Below are 16,735 nucleotides of genomic sequence, written 5' to 3' on the forward strand. Positions count from 1 at the left end.
ACCAGTTCCCGCAACTGCGCGTGATGCTCCTCGTCTATGGCCAAGGGCCTTCCCATCTTCCCCATGACTGCATCTCCATGTTCAGTTTAGGAAGAACAGGTCTTTCTTTCTTTTGTCTCCACCCTCTTTACGAGTAAAGAAAAGTGACATCTCACACGTTCCCAAACGGCCAACACCGTACAGCCGCGACAGCAGCTAGAAGCAATAAAACCCCGCCCTAAAGAGACACCCCCGCGTCAGCGGGCCACAAGCAATACACATCGCACACTTCCCCCAACCCACAATTCCTGCTCCAAGCTCAACAGACTTTGCGAACGAATCAGCGGAACGGGACACTGACTTCGCTGCCCAGGCGCTCGATGGTTGCATCCAGAAAGGCGCGCAGCCGCCCCAGGCGGCGCAGGTCGCGGTGATAGCCCACCCAGACATCGCGCCCGGGCGGCGCCTCGCCCATGTCGATGGCCTGCAGCCCGCCAAGGCGCTCGGCCAGCACGCAGGGCAGGACGGCCAGCCCCGCGCCGGCCGCGCACAGCTTGGCCTGCGCCTCGCGGCTGTTGCTGCCGAATGCCACCCGGGCGTTGGGCAGCAGCTTGCGCATCCAGGCCACATCCGGCAAGCCCGCGAAACCCGCGTCCAGCGTCAGCAGGGCATGGCCCGCGCCGTCGCCAGCGCGCGGCGGCGCCACGCCGGGCGCCGAGTAGAGTGCGTAGTCCATGTGCATCAGCTTGCGCTGCACGATATCGGCCTCGTCAAACGCGCGGATGCGAAACACCAGGTCGGCCTCGCGGCGCGCCAGGCTGAGCAAGCGCGCATCGGTGACCAGTTCCACCGCGACGCGCGGATGCGCGCGGATAAAGTCCGCGATCACCGGCGTCAGCATGTGCACGCCAAACCAGTCGGACGACGAGATCCGCAGCATGCCGTCCAGTTCCCGCGCCTGGCCGCCGAGCTGGCGCTCGAAGGCGATCGCCTCCTCCTCGATGCGCTCCGCGTGGGCGAGCACGGCGGCGCCTTCATCGGTCAGCACGTAGCCGTCGCTGGTGCGCTGGAACAAGACATGGCCGACGGCATCCTCCAGCGCCTTCAGCCGGCGGCCCATGGTTGGCTGGGTCTGCCCGATCGCGCGCGCGGCGCCGCCCAGGGTGCCGGCCCGGGCGATCGCCAGGAAGACCTTGATATCGCTCCAATCCATGCGGGGAATGTGCTGACGTTAGTTTGGCAGGTGTCGGGCTCAGCGCGGCCACGCAACTCGCAGGCGGCTGCGCGATGATGGCACGGCGGTGTGGCGGGAACAATAGCGGGCGCGCCGGGGAGCGGGCCGGCATCCCGTCAACTTCAGGTGGAGGACGCCTGGTCTTCCAGGGCCCAGTAGTCGGGCACTTCCAGGCTGGGGCTGCGCAGCACCATCGTAAAGCCGCACTGGCGGCAACGGTAGACAAAGGGGGCGCCGTCCTGGGCCACCGCATTGGCGCGCGCAGCCTCCAGGTCCTCGTGCGGCGGCAGGTGTCCTGGCCTGCCGGCCTGGCGCTTGCATCGCTCACACGGCAACATCGACTGACCTCGTCTGGATAGCTGGGTAACTTGATCGGGGGCGCGGACGCGATCCGGTGCTACCGGATGGCAGCGCGCAAAATTGATGCAATGCAACATAATTATAGGCGCTTTTCGCATCCTTGCCAGATTTATAGCTGGCGATGAGTCGCCTTGCAGTGCAGCGAAACTACGGTCGCAAAACGCAACAATGCCCGGCTAGCGGTCAGGGAGCGTGGGCGCCGTGAGGAGGTCTCGCCGCGCGTCCGGGTTCGATTCGGCTTGCGCCGAAACATCGCCCGGAGGCCGTTCCCGCGGTGGCTCGGCCAGGGGCACCGTGACGACGGCGAACACGGAAAACGGGCACCAGAAAGACGGCCTGAAGAGACTCATTCTGCGGATGACGATGGCGCCGGCAAGAAATGGTGAAGGTTCTGAAAGGCGAAGGACCGGCGAGGCAGCGCCCGGCCGGTCCGGCTCCAGGATTGATAAGCCTTACCTATCTTAACGACCGAATCGGCAGATGGTTGAGGCTGTCATCAACTATTCATGAAACCCGGCAAAAACACTGCGCACGTGGACGGAATGCATCCAGGTGCCATGCAATGTGTACCGCAGCCTTACTGCCCGGAAGCCCCGTCGCGCGCCTTGCGCTTGGCCGGCCGGCCCGTCTTGACGGTCTCGACCTGGGCCACGACGGCCAGCAATTGCCGCTCCGGCAGCGACTCCAGCATCTTGAGCCCGGCCCGCAGCAACTCGCTCTTCTTCACGTGCGCGCCGCCGTTCAGGCAGCGCCGTTTGAGCTCCGCCAGCTTGGCATAGTCCCACTCCGGCATGGTGAAGCTGTCGCGCACGACCTTGGCCTTGGCGGGCTTCTGTGCCTTCTCAACCTTCTCGGCTTTCTCGGCCTTCGGTGCGGCAACCACGGTCTTGACCGTTTCAACCTTGGCTGCCTTCACTGCCGTGTGCGTCTTCCTTGCGCGCGTGACCGGCCGCTTCACCACGGCGGCCGCCTTTTTCTGCGCCGCGGTGGGCGCGGGCGCACGCGTGCGCCCATTCAAGACCGTTGCCATGCATCCTCCTGTTTTGATCGCATTGGTATAAAAACAGTATATACCGTTTATATCGTTGATTTTCGCAAGCGGTGCGAAAGGGAGGGAACAGCCATGGCCGTCAATCGGGACGGGGCCGGGGAGACACGGATTTCGTCAAAAAACCTGCCATCCCCGCGAAGGGAAAAGTGTCCACCGGCCCCGTCAGGATCTTAGCCGCCGGTAATTTCATTCTTGCGACGAAGCGCAACGTCCCACGCTAGATGCCCGGCGCGGACCCGCTGGCGATGGCCTGCAGCGCCGCCTTGTCGGATAGCGTCAGGCGCCCGTATTCCAGGCGCAGCACGCCCTGCTTCTCCCAGTCCTTGAGCTGCCGGTTGACGCTCTGACGGGACACGCCGAGCATATGGCCCAGGTCTTCCTGGGAGAGCTTCAGCGCGGCGGGGGCGCCGGATTTCCGCACGCCTGGCGTGCCGTGGGTGGACAGCGCATGCGCATGCTCGACGGCAAGCAGTCGCCGCGCCAGCCGCACCGGGAACGGCATCAGGATCACCTCGTCGATCCACTCCAGTGCGCTGCGATAGCGCCGGCAGATCAGTTGTGTGAACTCCATCAGCCAACGTGGCTCGCGCGCGATGAGCGCATGGAAGGTGGCGGCGGGAATCACCAGCAGCTCGCTGGCCTCGGCGGCACGCGTGTCGTACACGCGATGCGCGTCGATGAAGAGCGAGACCTCGCCGAACCACTGCCCGGCTTCCAGCAGGCTGACCACTGCCTCGCGCCCGTTCTGCGCCGTGCTGCTGACCTTGATGGCGCCGCGCTCGACGCAGAAGAGCGCGTCCGGGTTGGAGCCGTAGGTAAACAGCACCTCGCCCTTGACCAGTTGCCTGCGCATGGCATGCGACCGGAGCAGTGCTTCGAGCTCGGCCGAAAACTGTCCAGCGGCGGCGGCGTCAGCTTCGTGCGGCTGCGGTCGTGTGCTCTTGCCTTTGCCCCGGTTATGCTGCTGATGCTGCTGATGCTGCTTGTGCCGCTCAGGCCGGATCGGTGCGGAACCAGCCGGTGAGTGCCCAGCGGGTCTTGTGGCAGGGCAATACCTCATGCGGGACCAGGTCGCTGCGAAACACCACCAGCCGCGCGCGCTGCGGCAGCACGCGGTGCAGCTCGGTGGCGCCGTCGTCCTGCGCGTAGAGGGCGAGCTCGCCGCCATCGCGCTCGCTCCATTCGGGATTGAGATAGAGCACCAGCGAAATCTTGCGATGCAGGGTCGCGCGGTGCTGGTCCACGTGCTTCTTGTAGGCGGTGCCGACCGGATAGTGCGAGAAGTGGAATTCCTCGCGCTTCAAGCCCAGGAAGTACCGCTCGTTCAAGGCCTCGCGCAAACCCGCCGCCCAGGCCTGGAAATCCGCGCTGGCCGCGCCGGCGGGGGCATCGTCGAGCCACAGGATCGAATCGCCGCGAATGCCCGCGTCGCGCGCGGTGGCCTCGCCCCGCCCGATGCGGGCCGGGTGGAACAGGCCGGCCTCCCACGCCGCGCGGCTCTCGGCATGCAGCCGCGCCGCCAGCGTGGTGTCGATGAGGTCGTCGGACACGGCCCAGCCCTGCTCTTCGAGGGCGACAAACAAACGTTCCAGGGCTGACATGGGTGGGAGATTTCGTGCTGGGGAAACGTCAAAGGAAACGTCAAAACGAAAAGGGCCACCTGGACAAAAGGAGGCCCTTGGCGCGCGGGCGCATATATTAACAGCGCCGGGGCCGCCAGCCGTGCCGGCTGCCCCGCCGGCCTACAACCCGCTGCTGTCGAGATACTCCAGCGCCAGGCTCACCGCGCGGCGGGCCTTGAGCACATAGATCACCTGCCGGTCGCGCACGACCAGGGTCAGCACATCGGCCTGCATGAGTTCATTGAAATGGTGGCTGGCGCGCGGCAGGCTCAGCCCGGCGACGCCGGCCAGGTCGAACGCCGGCATGCCGGCTTCGCCCGCTTCCAGCAGCGCGCGGCAGATGGCGGCACGCGCTGGCACTGTCAGCAGCGCATACGTCAGTGTGCTTTCTTGATCGGTCTCCATGGCCACGCCTTCCCGCTCGTCGTCCAGATGTCATGTAGTTATATGCGTCGGCCGGCCGGATTGCCGCAGCCCTCCCGCCGTGACCGCCTGACACCTACTTTCTACGCGGCAGGCTCAGCAAATGCAACCCGCCGGGGCTCGCTGGCGCACATTTACACAAGATTACAACAGGCTGCGGTGGCCCGCCCGTGGCCGCAAGCGCGGCCACGGGCGTCCTTGCCGGCGCTGGCGCGCGCTCGTTTTTTGCCGCGCCGCACAATCCGGCACCCACCCGCTGCAAGATCCCGTAACAGGCGCGCGCGCCCGCCGCGTGCCGCAACCGTGGATGTATTTCACGCCTCACTTGATTGCGCGGCAGTGGCGCCGCCCGGCGCATCGGCGTAAGCATCGGCGTAAGCGAGTGAAATATCCGGTAATGCGCAGCGCGTTTCACACCTGCGCGCGCCGCACTATGCTTGCCATAAGACCAGCCAGCGCTGCGCTGCGCCGCGCCGGCGGTGGCATGCGCGGGAAAACCAATCCGCCAGCCCAAGCAGGAAACGACAAACAACGGCATCGCCTCACGAAAGTCCGTCATGACCATCGCTTGCCCCTTGCATTCATGAACGCCGCGCGTTTGCTTTCGCCGCGCCTGTTTTGCATCGCCCTGGCGTCTGCCTGGATGGGCGGCTGCGCGGTCGGGCCGGACTATCGGCGCCCCCCGGTGGAGACCCCTGCCGCGTATCGCGAGGCCGTGCCGGACGATCACCAATGGAAGGTCGCCGAGCCCCGCGCGGTGGACCTGACCCAGGCCTGGTGGGCGGGGTTCGACGATGCCCGGCTGAATGAGCTGGTGGGGCAAGCCAACGCAGCCAACCAGAGCCTGCGCCAGGCCGAGGCCCAGTACCGGCAGTCCCGCGCGCTGGCGCAGGCGGCGCGGGCCGGCTTGTATCCCACGCTCGGCGCAGGCGTGGCCGTGGGGCGCGCGCGGACCAACGCGCTGGGCATCCAGACCGTGTCCAACACCCATTCGGCCAACCTCGATGCCAGCTGGGAGATCGACCTGTGGGGCCAGGTGCGGCGCAGCATAGAGGCCGCCCGCGACAACTCCCAGGCTAGCGCCGCCGACCTCGCGGCCGCGCGGCTGACGATCCAGGGCGAACTGGTGCAGGACTATATCCAGCTGCGCGTCACCGATGTGCTCAAGGCACTGTATGCCCGCACCCTGGCCGCGTATGAAGAATCGCTCAAGCTGACCCAGAGCCAGTTCCGCGCCGGCGTGGCCACCTCTGGCGACGTGGCGCTGGCCCAGGTGACGCTGAACGCGGCGCAAGCGCAGGCGATTGATCTGGACGTGCAGCGCAACCAGCTGGAACACGCCATCGCCGTGCTGTTGGGGCGCGCCCCGGCCGAGTTCACGCTCACGCCCGAGCCGTTTTCGATGCGCCCGCTGGCGGTGCCCCCGGGACTGCCCTCGGCGCTGCTCGAGCGCCGCCCCGACATCTCGGCGGCCGAGCGCCGCATGGCGGCGGCCAATGCCAATATCGGCGTGGCGCGCGCCGCGTACTTTCCGTCGCTGGTGCTCTCCGCTGTGGGCGGCGCCAGCAGCGGCAGCCTGGCCAACTGGTTCGGGCCGCCCGGCCGGGTGTGGTCGCTGGGCGCGGCGCTGGCCGGCACCATCTTCGACGGTGGGCTGCGCAACGCGCAGAACGACCAGGCCGTGGCGGCCTACGACGGGGCCGTCGCGGCGTACCGGCAAACCGTGCTCAGCGGCATGCAGGAGGTGGAAGACAACCTCTCGGCGCTGCGCGTGCTCGACCAGGAAGTGGTGGTGCAGGACCACGCGGTGGAAGCCGCCCGCGTGGCGGAGCGCGTGAGCCTGGCGCAATACCGCGCCGGCACCGCTTCCTACCTCTCGGTGGTAACGGCACAGGCCCTTTCCTTGTCTAACGAACGGACCGCTATCCAGTTGCGAGGCCGGGAGCTTGCAGCCAGCGTGGCGCTGGTCAAGGCGATCGGCGGCGGCTGGCAAAGCGATGCGCTGGCCCAACCCTGATCCCCTGGCCCCCTGATCCACATCGACAGACCACCTTCAAGGCAATCCATGGCGACCCAGTCCTTCCGTCGCAATCCCGTCCTGATCGGCCTGGCCGTGCTCGTGCTGGCAGCCGTGGTGTGGTTCGCCGTCGGCCCGCTCAAGCGCATGGTGGCGCCGCGCCGGGCAGCGCCGCCGGCGCCGGCGGTCTCCGTGACCAGCGCGCAGGTCAAGCGCGAGGATGTGCCGATCGGCCTGGCCGGCGTCGGCACGGTGCAAGCGATGGCCACGGTGACGGTCAAGCCACGCGTGGACGGCCAGCTCGACCGCGTCGGCTTTGTCGAAGGCCAGGACGTGAAGGCCGGGCAGTTGCTGGCGCAGATCGACCCGCGCACGTTCCAGGCGCAGTTGCAGCAAGCCATGGCGCAAAAGTCGCGCGACGAAGCGCAGCTAGCCAATGCGCGTCTTGACCTGCAGCGCTACGAGGGCCTCATCAAGGAGAACGCCACCACGCAGCAGACGCTGGATACCCAGCGCGCGCAGGTGGCGCAGCTGGCCGCCGCGGTGAAGACCGACGAAGCACTGGTCAACGTCGCCCGTGTGCAGCTCGACTACACCACCATCACCGCGCCGCTGTCGGGACGCGTGGGTGCGCGCCTGGTGGACCCGGGCAATATCGTCCACGCCGCCGACGCCAACGGCCTGGTGGTGATCCGCCAGATCGACCCGATCGACGTGGTGTTCACGCTGCCCGATGGCGAATTCCAGCGCATCAACCGCGCCATGCAGGCCAGCGGCACGCCGCTCGCGGTGCAAGCCAGCGAGCGCGCCACCGGCCAGTTGCTGGGACAGGGCAAGCTGGTTCTGCTCAACAACACCATCGACACGACCTCCGGCACCATCCAGCTGAAAGGGCGCTTTCCCAATCCGTCGCACACGCTGTGGCCCGGCCAGTACGTCAATGCGCGGCTGGTGCTCGGCGAGCGCGACCAGGCGCTGACCATCCCTGCCGCCGCCGTGCAACGCGGCCAGACCGGCACCTATGTCTATGTGGTGCAGGCGGACCATACCGTGGCGTCCCGCCCGATCGAGGTGGCGGAAACGCAGGACGCCAAGGCCATCGTGACCAAGGGGCTGGCGCCTGACGAGCGGGTCGTGGTGGACGGGCAGTACAAGCTCAAGCCCGGCACCCGCGTGAACGAGACGACCGCAGCCACCACCGTAGCGGTAGCCGGTGCCGCGCCCGCCTCCGCGCCTGCCGCCGGCGGGCCGGCAAACGTCGCCGGGAACGCACGGCCATGAGCATTTCCGCGATCTTCATCAAGCGCCCGATCGGCACCTTGCTGCTGGCGCTGGCGGTGCTGCTGGTCGGCGTGGCCGCGTGGCCGCTGCTGCCCATCGCGCCGCTGCCGCAGGTGGATTTCCCCACCATCCAGGTGTCGGCGAACTTGCCCGGCGCCAGCCCGGAGACCATGGCGTCGAACGTGGCCCAGCCGCTGGAGCGCCAGTTCTCGCTGATCAGCGGGCTCACCCAGATGACATCGACCAGCGCGCAGGGCAACGCCCAGATCACGCTACAGTTCGACCTCAACCGCAGCATCGACGCCGCCGCCGTGGACGTGCAGGCCGCCATCAACGCCGCCAGCGGCCAGTTGCCAAGCAACCTGCCCACGCCGCCGACATTCCGCAAGATCAATCCCGCCGACTCGCCGATCCTGGTCCTGGCGGTGCAGTCCGACACCCTGCCGCTGACCGAAATCAACGACTTCGCCGACAACGTGCTGGCGCAGCAGATCTCGCAGATTTCCGGCGTGGGGCTGGTCTTCATCGGTGGTCAGCAGAAGCCTTCGGTGCGCATCCAGGTGGATCCCGAGAAGCTCTCGGCCATGGGCATGAGCCTGGAAGACCTGCGCGGCGTGATTGCCGCCACCACGGTCAACCAGCCCACCGGCAGCACCGATGGCGCCACCAAGGCCTTCAACGTCTACACCAACGACCAGGTCACCAAGGCGGCGGCGTGGAACGACATGGTGCTGGCCTACCGCAACCGCGCGCCGGTGCGCGTGCGCGATGTCGGCGTGGCGGTAGACGGGCCCGAGAACGCCAAGCTGGCGGGCTGGGGCTTTGCCGGCGCCGCCGCGCCGGCGGACAACACCTTCCACAACGGGCGCGCCATCATCCTGGCCATCACCAAGCAGCCAGGCGCCAACGTGATCGAGACGGTGGACCGCATCCGCGCCGCGCTGCCGCGCCTGCAGGCCGCGATCCCGCCCACCATCAACGTCAACACGCTGGCCGACCGCACCCAGACCATCCGTGCCTCGGTGGCCGACGTGGAGTTCACGCTGGTGCTCACCATCGCGCTGGTGGTGATGATCATCTTCGTGTTCCTGCGCAACGTGGCCGCCACGGTCATCCCGAGCGTCACCGTACCGCTGGCGCTGATGGGCACCGCAGGCGGCATGTACCTGCTCGGCTACAGCCGCGACAACCTCTCGCTGATGGCGCTCACCATCGCGGTGGGGTTCGTGGTGGATGATGCCATCGTGATGCTGGAGAACATCTATCGCCACGTCGAAGGCGGCATGGCGCCGATAGACGCCGCGCTCAAGGGCGCCGCCGAAATCAGCTTCACCATCGTGTCAATCTCGGTCTCGCTGGTGGCGGTGTTTATCCCGCTGCTGCTGATGGGCGGCATCGTGGGGCGGCTCTTCCGCGAGTTTGCCGTGACTGTCACGCTGACCATCGTGGTATCGGTGCTGGTCTCGCTGACGCTGACGCCGATGCTGTGCTCGCGCTTCCTGACCCCGCCGCGCGGCCATCATCACGGCCGCATCTACCATTGGTTCGAGCATGGCTTCGACACCATGCTCGCAGGCTACAAGCGCGGGCTGGACGTGGTGATGCGCCACCAGTTCTTCACACTGTGCGTGTTTATCGCCACGGTTGCCACCACGGTGGCGCTGTTCATCTACATACCCAAAGGCTTCTTCCCGCAGCAGGACACCGGCTTCATGTTCGGCATCGCGGAGTCGGCGCAGGACGCTTCCTTCAAGTCCATGAACGCACGCATGGTGCAGCTCGCGGATATCGTGCGCGCCGATCCCGATGTCGCGGCGGTTGGCATGACCGGAGGGCAGAACACACTCAACACCGGCAACTTCTTCATCAGCCTGAAACCCAAGGACCAGGGCCGCACCGCCAGCGCCGACGAAGTGATCGCGCGGTTGCGGCCCAAGCTGGCGCAGGTGCAAGGCGCCAACCTGTTCCTGCAGGCCGGGCAGGACATCAACGTGGGCGGGCGGCTGTCGCGCACGCAATACCAGTACACGCTGATGGACTCCAGCCTGGACGAGCTCAACCAGTGGGCGCCGCGCATCCTGGAGCGCCTGCGCGCCCTGCCGGAGTTGAGAGACGTGGCGTCCGACCAGCAGAACGCCGCCGCCGCCGCGCGCCTGACCATCGACCGCGCTCGTGCGTCCAGCTTTGGCATCACGCCGGCCCTGATCGATGCCACGCTGTACGACGCGATCGGGCAGCGGCAGGTAGCGCAGTACTTCACGCAGATCAACAGCTACCACGTGATCCTGGAGGTCACGCCGGCACTGCAGGAAGACCCGCGCCTGTTCAGCAAGCTGTACGTCACCTCGCCGCTGAGCGGCGAGCAGGTGCCGCTGTCCACCTTCGTCAAGATTGACACCGACAGCACTGCCTATCTGTCGATCAGCCACCAGGGGCAGTTCCCCGCCGTCACGATCTCCTTCAACCTGGCACAGGGCGTGGCGCTCGGCGATGCCGTCAAGGCCATCAACAGCACGCTGTCCGGCATGGGCCGCCCGCAAACCCTCTCCGGCTCGTTCCAGGGCACGGCCCAGGCCTTCGGCGCCTCGCTTGCCTCCCAGCCCTACCTGATCGCCGCCGCCCTGGTCGCCGTGTACATCGTGCTGGGGCTGCTGTACGAAAGCTACATCCACCCGCTCACCATCCTCTCCACCCTGCCCTCCGCCGGTGTGGGCGCGCTGCTGATCCTGCTGGCCGGCGGCTACGACCTCAGCGTGATCGCGCTGATCGGCATCATCCTGCTGATCGGCATCGTCAAGAAGAATGGGATCATGATGGTCGACTTCGCACTCACCGCCGAACGCGACCACGGCATGAAGCCGGAGGAGGCCATCTACCAGGCGTGCCTGCTGCGCTTCCGGCCGATCATGATGACCACCATGTGCGCGCTGTTGTCCGGACTGCCGTTGATGCTCGGGCACGGCGCAGGCTCGGAACTGCGGCGGCCATTGGGCTTCGCGATGGTGGGTGGGCTGGTGTTGTCGCAGGCGCTGACGCTGTTCACTACGCCGGTGGTCTATCTCTATCTCGATCGCGCGCATTATTGGTATGTGAAGCGCAAGGAGAAGCGGCAGGCTCGGCGGGAGGGACGTGAACCCGTGAGCAGCACGGAGGCCGAACGCGAGCGTCGGCGGGTGTTGGCGTCTGGGGAGGGGGATTGAGGCCCACGGTCAATGAGATCTCTCGCTCTTGCGAGCGCCCGCCCTCTCCCCCGGCCCCTCTCCCGCAGGCGGGAGAGGGGAGCCAACCAACGGCAAGATCAACCAACTGGTTGTAGCCGTGTGAAGCGCCCGAAGGGCGGGCCACACCCCAACGCGATGCGAAGCGAGCCGTGGAGGTGTGCCAAGGCCGTATGGCGCGCCTTTTTTGCCTACTTTTTTGGCAAGACAAAAAAGTAGGTCGCCTCCCCGAAGGGGAGGTGAAACTGCAGTTGCTTTTGACTTTGACGTTAAGCAGTTGCAGTTGAAGTTGCAACAACCTAACTAACCTCAATCACCCCATTCATGGTCTCATGCCCGGACCCACAAAAAATATCGCACAGGAACCCAAAGCTCCCAGCCACCTTCGGCAAGGCCGAAACCCGAACCACCTTGCCGGGCGGCAAATCCGCCCGAATCCCCAGGTCCGGCACGCTAAACCCCATGATCACATCCTGCGCGGTCAGCTCGAACACCACCGGCTCCCCGACCCGCAGCGCAATCTGATTCGGCGTGAAGACAAACTTCCGCGCATGCACCTTGATCACCCGCGGCGCGGCGGCCGCGCTGCGCAACAGTGGCGTCCCGCCCGCCAGCGCCAGCAAGCCGCACAGCGCCCGCCTGCGGCTGATTCCTTCTCGTCCTGTGACTAACATGACCAACTCCTGATAGCGAGTTCAAAGCGGCACAGCACAACCTGCTCAACCATTGACAGGCTTCTCCTCGATCCCGAAATCCCCCGACGCCCTGCCCGCCTCCACTTCCCTCCAGCCCAATCCCCGATAAGGCTGCGTCGGATCCCACGGCACCGGCAAGCGCTGCGGCTGCGACCCCGCCGCCGGCAATGGAAACATCAGCGAGCGCGCCGCGTGGTGCGCGATATGCCCGGTCATGTGGTGATGCTCCTGATGGATGTGTCCATAGAACACCGTCACGTTGGGATGCGGCATCAGCCGCTCGATGACCTGCGCGCCGTCGCGCGTGGCCCAGTCCCACTGCGGATAGAGATCGAACAGCGGACGGTGCGTGAACACCACGATGCGCGCCGACTGCGGCTGCTGCGCAAGATCCGCGGCGAGCCAGTCGAGCTGCGCCGCGCCCACCCGTCCAGCAGGATCGGACACGTTGTCCAGCACGATGAAGTGCACGCCCTTGTGGTCGAACACATAGTGCGTGGGACCGAACAGTTCGCGGTAGGCGGCGCCCTGGTCCAGGCTGGCGTCGTGCTCGCCCGGCATCAGGTGCACGACCGGCACCCTGAGCGCGGCGATGATCGACTGGAACTCGCGCATGCGCCGGCGGCGCTCGGCGGGGTCATCGGTGGTATGGGTGAGGTCGCCGGTGAACATCAGGAAATCCGGCGGCTCCGCCAGTGCGTTGACCGCGGCCACCGCCTTGGGCAACGTGCCGCGCGCGTCGGGATTGGGCGGGCCCTGGAAGCCCCAGTGCGAGTCCGAGAGTTGGACAAAGTAGAACGCTTCGTCGCGTCCGGCGGCCCATCCGGGCAATGCCGACACAAACACCGCGCCGCCGGCGCAGGCGGCAAGCCCGAGAAAATCACGCCGCTTCCATGCTCGCTTCATGTTGAGCTCCATCGGTTGATCGGATCGGCCAGGGGTTGCTGTGGACCTGCCTGTCATACCGGCGCGCAGGCGTGTTTATTCCCGTTTCCGGTAATATTTTTTTTACGTGGTGGCGGTGAGAATCGGGAATAAACTCAATGCAATCCCGGTATACGCGGCAGAGACGGAATGAACGGGGAAGCGCGCGCGATGCGTCCAACCCGGGCACCGAGCCAAAGGAGTGATGTGAACGCTGCCGACCAGCGCCGCCGTTTCGACGATCTGGTGCTTCCGCACCTCGACGCCGCCTACAACCTGGCCCGCTGGCTCTCGGGCAACCCCGTGGAGGCGGATGACGTGGTGCAGGAAGCCTGCCTGCGGGCTTTCTGCTTTTTTGACAGTTTCCGTGGCGACCAGCCACGCGCGTGGCTGCTGGCGATCGTGCGCAACACGTGGTTCACCGCCTGGCGCAAGCGGCATCAGCCGGGCCAGGCCGAAGGCGCCGGCTACGACGACGCGCATTTCGATGGCGAGCCGCTGCCCGGCTGGCAGGATGGCCACGGCGACAGCCCGGAGCAATGGCTGTTGCGCGCCGAGGATGTCCAGCTGCTGCATCTGGCGCTGGAGCGCCTGCCGCTGGCCTTTCGCGAAGTACTGGTGCTGCGTGAGCTCGAGGACCTGCCTTATCGCGATATCGCCGTCATCGCCCAGGTCCCGCTGGGCACCGTGATGTCGCGCCTGGCACGCGCGCGCAAGCTGCTGGCGAAGGCGGTGCTCGCCTTGCGCGCGCAAGGCACGCGAGGCACCAGCGCCAATGGCGGCGCCAACCTCAGCGCGGCAAGCAACGCATCCGCCGCGCCGGCAACGGGCAGGGCCGACGCGGCAACCGCCATCCACGCAACGCCGCCGCAACCTGCCGGGGAGACAGGCCATGAACTGCAATGACGCCCGCCTGCTGCTGCAGGCCAGTGCTGACGGCGAGCTCGGCGCGGGCGATGCCTTGCGCCTCGAGCGGCACCTGGCGCAATGCACGGCCTGCACCGCGCAGCTCGCGCACCTGCGCGAACTGCGCACCGTATTGCGCGCACATGCGCCCTACCATCGCGCCGGCCCGGCCCTGCGCGCGCGGCTGAACGCCGCGCTGGACGCAGCCCAGGCCGCGCCAGCGCCACAGGCGGCGGCTTTCGGCGGCGCGGCGGCGCCCGCTGGCAACGGTGGCGCATGGTGGCAATGGATGCGGCGCTATTTCGAATGGGGCCCGGCCGCCAATGCCGCCATGGCAGCCCTGACTGTTGCGACGCTGGGCATCGGCATGGTCCAGTTCGCGCTGAGCGATGGCCCGGGGCCCACGGTGGAAAGCGAGATGGTGAGCAGCCACGTGCGGGCGCTGATCTCGGGGCACACGATCGATGTCGCCTCGTCGGACCGCCACACCGTCAAGCCCTGGTTCAATGGCCGGATCGACTACGCGCCGTCGGTACGCGAACTCGCGCCGCAAGGTTTCCCGCTGGCCGGGGGACGGCTTGACTACGTGCATGGGCGGCCGGTGGCGGTGCTGGTCTACCGCCGCAACCAGCACCCCATCGATGTGTTCGTACTGCCATTGCGCTCGTCTGACACGCCCGAGGGCAAGCCGGCCGTCAATCCCGGCCGCAGCCCGGCACCGCCGCAGATCGAGGCGCGCCAAGGCTATCAACTGGCGCTCTGGGAGGCGGACGGCATGCGCTACGCGGCCATCACCGATGCCTCGGCCGACGACCTGCTACGCTTCACGCAGGCCTGGCGCGCGGCCGGTGACAACCGCGCGCCCTGAGCCCGGTGCCTGGGCTCAGGCCAGCTCAGGCCAGCACAAACGGCAACTGCCGCTGGCGCTTGCCGGTGAGCTTGAACAGCGCGTTGGCCACCGCCGGTGCAATGGCCGGCACGCCCGGCTCGCCCAGGCCGGTGGGCGGCTCCTCGGAGGGCACGAAGAACACGTCCACTACCGGCGCATCGGTAATGCGCGGCGGCGGATAGTCGGGGAAGTTGCTGTTCTTCACCGCGCCGTTCTCGATCTCGATGGCAAAGCCCGGCCGCGTCATCGCCAGCCCGAACACGCACGCGCCCTGCACCTGCGCCTCGGCCGACATGGGATTGACCACGCGGTTGGCATGCACCCCGGCCGTCACGCGATGGACATGTGGCTCGTTTTTCACCAGCGACACCTCCACCACATAGGCCACCACCGTGCCGAACGACTCATGCACCGCCACGCCCCAGGCCTGGCCCTTGGGCAGCTTGCGCTTGCCGTAGCCGGACTTGTCCACCGCCAGTTGCAGCGCCGCGCGATGGCGCGCGTGCTTGCTCGCGTCCAGCCGCGCCAGGCGGTACGCCACCGGATCCTGCCTGGCATTGACGGCCACTTCGTCGACCAGCGTTTCCTTGACGAAGGCGGTGTGCGTGTTGCCAACCGAGCGCCACCACAGCACCGGCACCGCTACCTGCGGGTGATGCACCGATAGTTGCAGCGGGAAGCCGTAGTCGTTCTCGACCAGGCCTTCGACCATGGTCGCATCCACGCCGCCCTTGACCATGAATGCCTCGAACGGCGTGCCGGTGAGGATGGACTGCCCGACGACGGTATGCTGCCAGCCGAGCACCTGCCCCTTCGCGTCGATGCCGATGCGCGCGCGGTGCACATGCAGCGGCCGGTAGTAGCCGCCGCGGATATCGTCCTCGCGGCTCCACATCACCTTGAGCGGTTCGTCATGCCCGTTCTTGACCCAGGCCAGCAGCACGTTGGCCGCTTCGACCAGGTAGTCGGAGGTGGGCACGGCGCGCCGGCCGAACCCACCGCCCGCCATCATGGTGTTGAGCGTGACCTTGGCCGGCGGCAGCCCGAGCACGCGCCCGATGGCGGCCTGGTCCACGGTCTGGAACTGCGAGCCCACCCATACCTTCACGCTCTGCATCGCCTTGCCGGATACCTCGGCCTGCAAGGTGCAGTTCAGCGGCTCCATCGGCGCATGCGCCAGGTAGGGGAACTCGTAGTCCGCCGAGATGGTGCGCGCGGCGCCGGACATGGCGCCCAGGTCGGCCTGCAGCGCCACCGTGCCGGGCTGCGCGGCCAGCGTCTTGTACTGTGCGAACAGGTCCTTGGTAGAGACGCTGGAGCCGCTGTCTTCCCACACGATCTCCAGCGCATCGCGCGCCTGCTTGGCCGGCCAGTAGCCATCGGCCACCACTGCTACGCCGGTGCCGCCACGGTCCACCGGCACCAGCATCACGTCGGCCACGCCCTTGATCGCGCGCGCCTTGTCGGCGTTGAAGGATTTCACCTTGCCGCCAAAACGCGGCGGGCGCGCCACTACGGCCACCACCATGTCCTTGAGTCGCACGTCGATGCCGAAGGCGGTGGTCCCCTCCAGCTTGCCGCGCGCATCCAGCCGGCGCGTGGGCTTGCCGATGAGCTTGAACTGCGCCGGGTTTTTCAGCGTCACCTGCTGCGGCACCGGCAGCGCCATGGCGGCCTGCGCCAGTTCGCCAAAGGTGGCGCGATGGCTGCCGGAGGTGACCACGCCCAGCGCCACCTGGCAGCTCGCCGGATCGACCTGCCACTGCGTGGCCGCGGCGGAAACCAGCATGGCACGTGCGCGCGCGCCAAGCTCACGGTACTGCTGGAAGGAATGGTTGAGCGCGGTGGAGCCACCGGTGATCTGCATGCCGAAGGCGGGATCCTTGTACGCATCGCCGGCGGGCGCCAGCGTGGCGCGCACGTTGCGCCAGTCCACGTCGAGCTCTTCTGCCAGCGCCATGGGCAGCGCCGTATGCACGCCCTGGCCGAATTCGAGCCGGTTGACCGCCACCGTGACGGTATTGTCCGGGGCGATCAGCAGGAACGCCTGCGGCGGCGAAGGCGGGGCCTTGGGCGCCGCGCCTTCTTGCGCCAGCGCGGCCTGGGCCGGCAGGATGCCGAGCGCCAGGCCGCCAC

Annotated in this window: 14 protein-coding genes; 5 read left to right on the top strand and 9 right to left on the bottom strand. The window is 67.2% G+C overall.

Going from position 1 to position 16,735, the window contains the following annotated elements; genetic code table 11:
- Positions 1 to 319: 319 nt before the first annotated feature.
- The 6 genes from ACYP5B_RS51270 to ACYP5B_RS51295 all read right to left on the bottom strand — a co-directional run bounded on the left by ACYP5B_RS51270 (position 320) and on the right by ACYP5B_RS51295 (position 4,651).
- The gene (locus ACYP5B_RS51270) at positions 320 to 1,192 is read right to left on the bottom strand and encodes a LysR family transcriptional regulator (protein ID WP_459575185.1); all 873 of its coding nucleotides are present in this window, start codon (positions 1,190 to 1,192) and stop codon (positions 320 to 322) included.
- Positions 1,193 to 1,335: 143 nt separating this feature from the next.
- Positions 1,336 to 1,551, bottom strand: a complete 216-nt coding sequence (locus tag ACYP5B_RS51275) for a hypothetical protein (RefSeq protein WP_400098822.1) — start codon at positions 1,549 to 1,551, stop codon at positions 1,336 to 1,338.
- 599 nt (positions 1,552 to 2,150) lie between these two features.
- Complete coding sequence (locus tag ACYP5B_RS51280) at positions 2,151 to 2,603, bottom strand: hypothetical protein (protein WP_459575187.1); 453 nt, start codon at positions 2,601 to 2,603, stop codon at positions 2,151 to 2,153.
- Positions 2,604 to 2,841: 238 nt separating this feature from the next.
- Positions 2,842 to 3,477 (bottom strand): Crp/Fnr family transcriptional regulator, encoded by a 636-nt coding sequence (locus ACYP5B_RS51285; RefSeq protein ID WP_459575189.1) that lies wholly within the window; start codon positions 3,475 to 3,477, stop codon positions 2,842 to 2,844.
- Positions 3,478 to 3,616: 139 nt separating this feature from the next.
- Positions 3,617 to 4,225: a 2OG-Fe(II) oxygenase gene (locus ACYP5B_RS51290; protein WP_400098827.1), complete on the bottom strand. Its 609-nt coding sequence runs from the start codon at positions 4,223 to 4,225 to the stop codon at positions 3,617 to 3,619.
- 141 nt (positions 4,226 to 4,366) lie between these two features.
- Complete coding sequence (locus ACYP5B_RS51295) at positions 4,367 to 4,651, bottom strand: winged helix-turn-helix domain-containing protein (protein ID WP_318238330.1); 285 nt, start codon at positions 4,649 to 4,651, stop codon at positions 4,367 to 4,369.
- A gap of 586 nt (positions 4,652 to 5,237) precedes the next feature.
- On the opposite strand from ACYP5B_RS51295, the gene ACYP5B_RS51300 reads away from it, so the two are divergent.
- Genes ACYP5B_RS51300 through ACYP5B_RS51310 form a run of 3 tightly spaced genes read left to right on the top strand, consistent with a single transcriptional unit; the run spans position 5,238 to position 11,167 of the window.
- Positions 5,238 to 6,686: an efflux transporter outer membrane subunit gene (locus tag ACYP5B_RS51300; RefSeq protein WP_400098829.1), complete on the top strand. Its 1,449-nt coding sequence runs from the start codon at positions 5,238 to 5,240 to the stop codon at positions 6,684 to 6,686.
- A 48-nt stretch (positions 6,687 to 6,734) separates the two neighbouring features.
- Positions 6,735 to 7,967, top strand: a complete 1,233-nt coding sequence (locus ACYP5B_RS51305) for an efflux RND transporter periplasmic adaptor subunit (protein ID WP_459575191.1) — start codon at positions 6,735 to 6,737, stop codon at positions 7,965 to 7,967.
- Positions 7,964 to 11,167, top strand: coding sequence for an efflux RND transporter permease subunit (locus tag ACYP5B_RS51310; protein WP_400098833.1), 3,204 nt, complete (start codon positions 7,964 to 7,966; stop codon positions 11,165 to 11,167). Before ACYP5B_RS51305 ends, ACYP5B_RS51310 begins: the two co-directional genes overlap by 4 nt.
- Before the next feature lie 317 nt (positions 11,168 to 11,484).
- On the opposite strand, the gene ACYP5B_RS51315 is transcribed toward ACYP5B_RS51310, so the two are convergent.
- Complete coding sequence (locus tag ACYP5B_RS51315) at positions 11,485 to 11,859, bottom strand: cupredoxin domain-containing protein (RefSeq protein WP_459575192.1); 375 nt, start codon at positions 11,857 to 11,859, stop codon at positions 11,485 to 11,487.
- 45 nt (positions 11,860 to 11,904) lie between these two features.
- Positions 11,905 to 12,786, bottom strand: a complete 882-nt coding sequence (locus ACYP5B_RS51320) for a metallophosphoesterase family protein (RefSeq protein ID WP_459575194.1) — start codon at positions 12,784 to 12,786, stop codon at positions 11,905 to 11,907.
- Positions 12,787 to 12,975: 189 nt separating this feature from the next.
- On the opposite strand from ACYP5B_RS51320, the gene ACYP5B_RS51325 reads away from it, so the two are divergent.
- Together ACYP5B_RS51325 and ACYP5B_RS51330 are read left to right on the top strand one after the other, a co-directional pair.
- Complete coding sequence (locus ACYP5B_RS51325) at positions 12,976 to 13,710, top strand: RNA polymerase sigma factor (RefSeq protein WP_459575217.1); 735 nt, start codon at positions 12,976 to 12,978, stop codon at positions 13,708 to 13,710.
- Positions 13,697 to 14,578, top strand: coding sequence for an anti-sigma factor family protein (locus ACYP5B_RS51330; RefSeq protein WP_459575195.1), 882 nt, complete (start codon positions 13,697 to 13,699; stop codon positions 14,576 to 14,578). Before ACYP5B_RS51325 ends, ACYP5B_RS51330 begins: the two co-directional genes overlap by 14 nt.
- Before the next feature lie 25 nt (positions 14,579 to 14,603).
- On the opposite strand, the gene ACYP5B_RS51335 is transcribed toward ACYP5B_RS51330, so the two are convergent.
- Positions 14,604 to 16,735: xanthine dehydrogenase family protein molybdopterin-binding subunit (locus tag ACYP5B_RS51335; RefSeq protein WP_459575197.1), on the bottom strand; the 2,132-nt coding region annotated here is incomplete at its 5' end.

Source organism: Cupriavidus sp. 8B (assembly GCF_054589115.1).

Coding starts and splice junctions, on each gene's coding strand:
- ACYP5B_RS51285 (WP_459575189.1), bottom strand. CDS start 3,477: ATGCGCAGGCAACTGGTCAAGGGCGAGGTGCTGTTTACCTACGGCTCC.
- ACYP5B_RS51310 (WP_400098833.1), top strand. CDS start 7,964: ATGAGCATTTCCGCGATCTTCATCAAGCGCCCGATCGGCACCTTGCTG.
- ACYP5B_RS51330 (WP_459575195.1), top strand. CDS start 13,697: ATGAACTGCAATGACGCCCGCCTGCTGCTGCAGGCCAGTGCTGACGGC.
- ACYP5B_RS51270 (WP_459575185.1), bottom strand. CDS start 1,192: ATGGATTGGAGCGATATCAAGGTCTTCCTGGCGATCGCCCGGGCCGGC.
- ACYP5B_RS51305 (WP_459575191.1), top strand. CDS start 6,735: ATGGCGACCCAGTCCTTCCGTCGCAATCCCGTCCTGATCGGCCTGGCC.
- ACYP5B_RS51275 (WP_400098822.1), bottom strand. CDS start 1,551: ATGTTGCCGTGTGAGCGATGCAAGCGCCAGGCCGGCAGGCCAGGACAC.
- ACYP5B_RS51315 (WP_459575192.1), bottom strand. CDS start 11,859: ATGTTAGTCACAGGACGAGAAGGAATCAGCCGCAGGCGGGCGCTGTGC.
- ACYP5B_RS51295 (WP_318238330.1), bottom strand. CDS start 4,651: ATGGAGACCGATCAAGAAAGCACACTGACGTATGCGCTGCTGACAGTG.
- ACYP5B_RS51280 (WP_459575187.1), bottom strand. CDS start 2,603: ATGGCAACGGTCTTGAATGGGCGCACGCGTGCGCCCGCGCCCACCGCG.
- ACYP5B_RS51290 (WP_400098827.1), bottom strand. CDS start 4,225: ATGTCAGCCCTGGAACGTTTGTTTGTCGCCCTCGAAGAGCAGGGCTGG.
- ACYP5B_RS51320 (WP_459575194.1), bottom strand. CDS start 12,786: ATGAAGCGAGCATGGAAGCGGCGTGATTTTCTCGGGCTTGCCGCCTGC.
- ACYP5B_RS51325 (WP_459575217.1), top strand. CDS start 12,976: ATGCGTCCAACCCGGGCACCGAGCCAAAGGAGTGATGTGAACGCTGCC.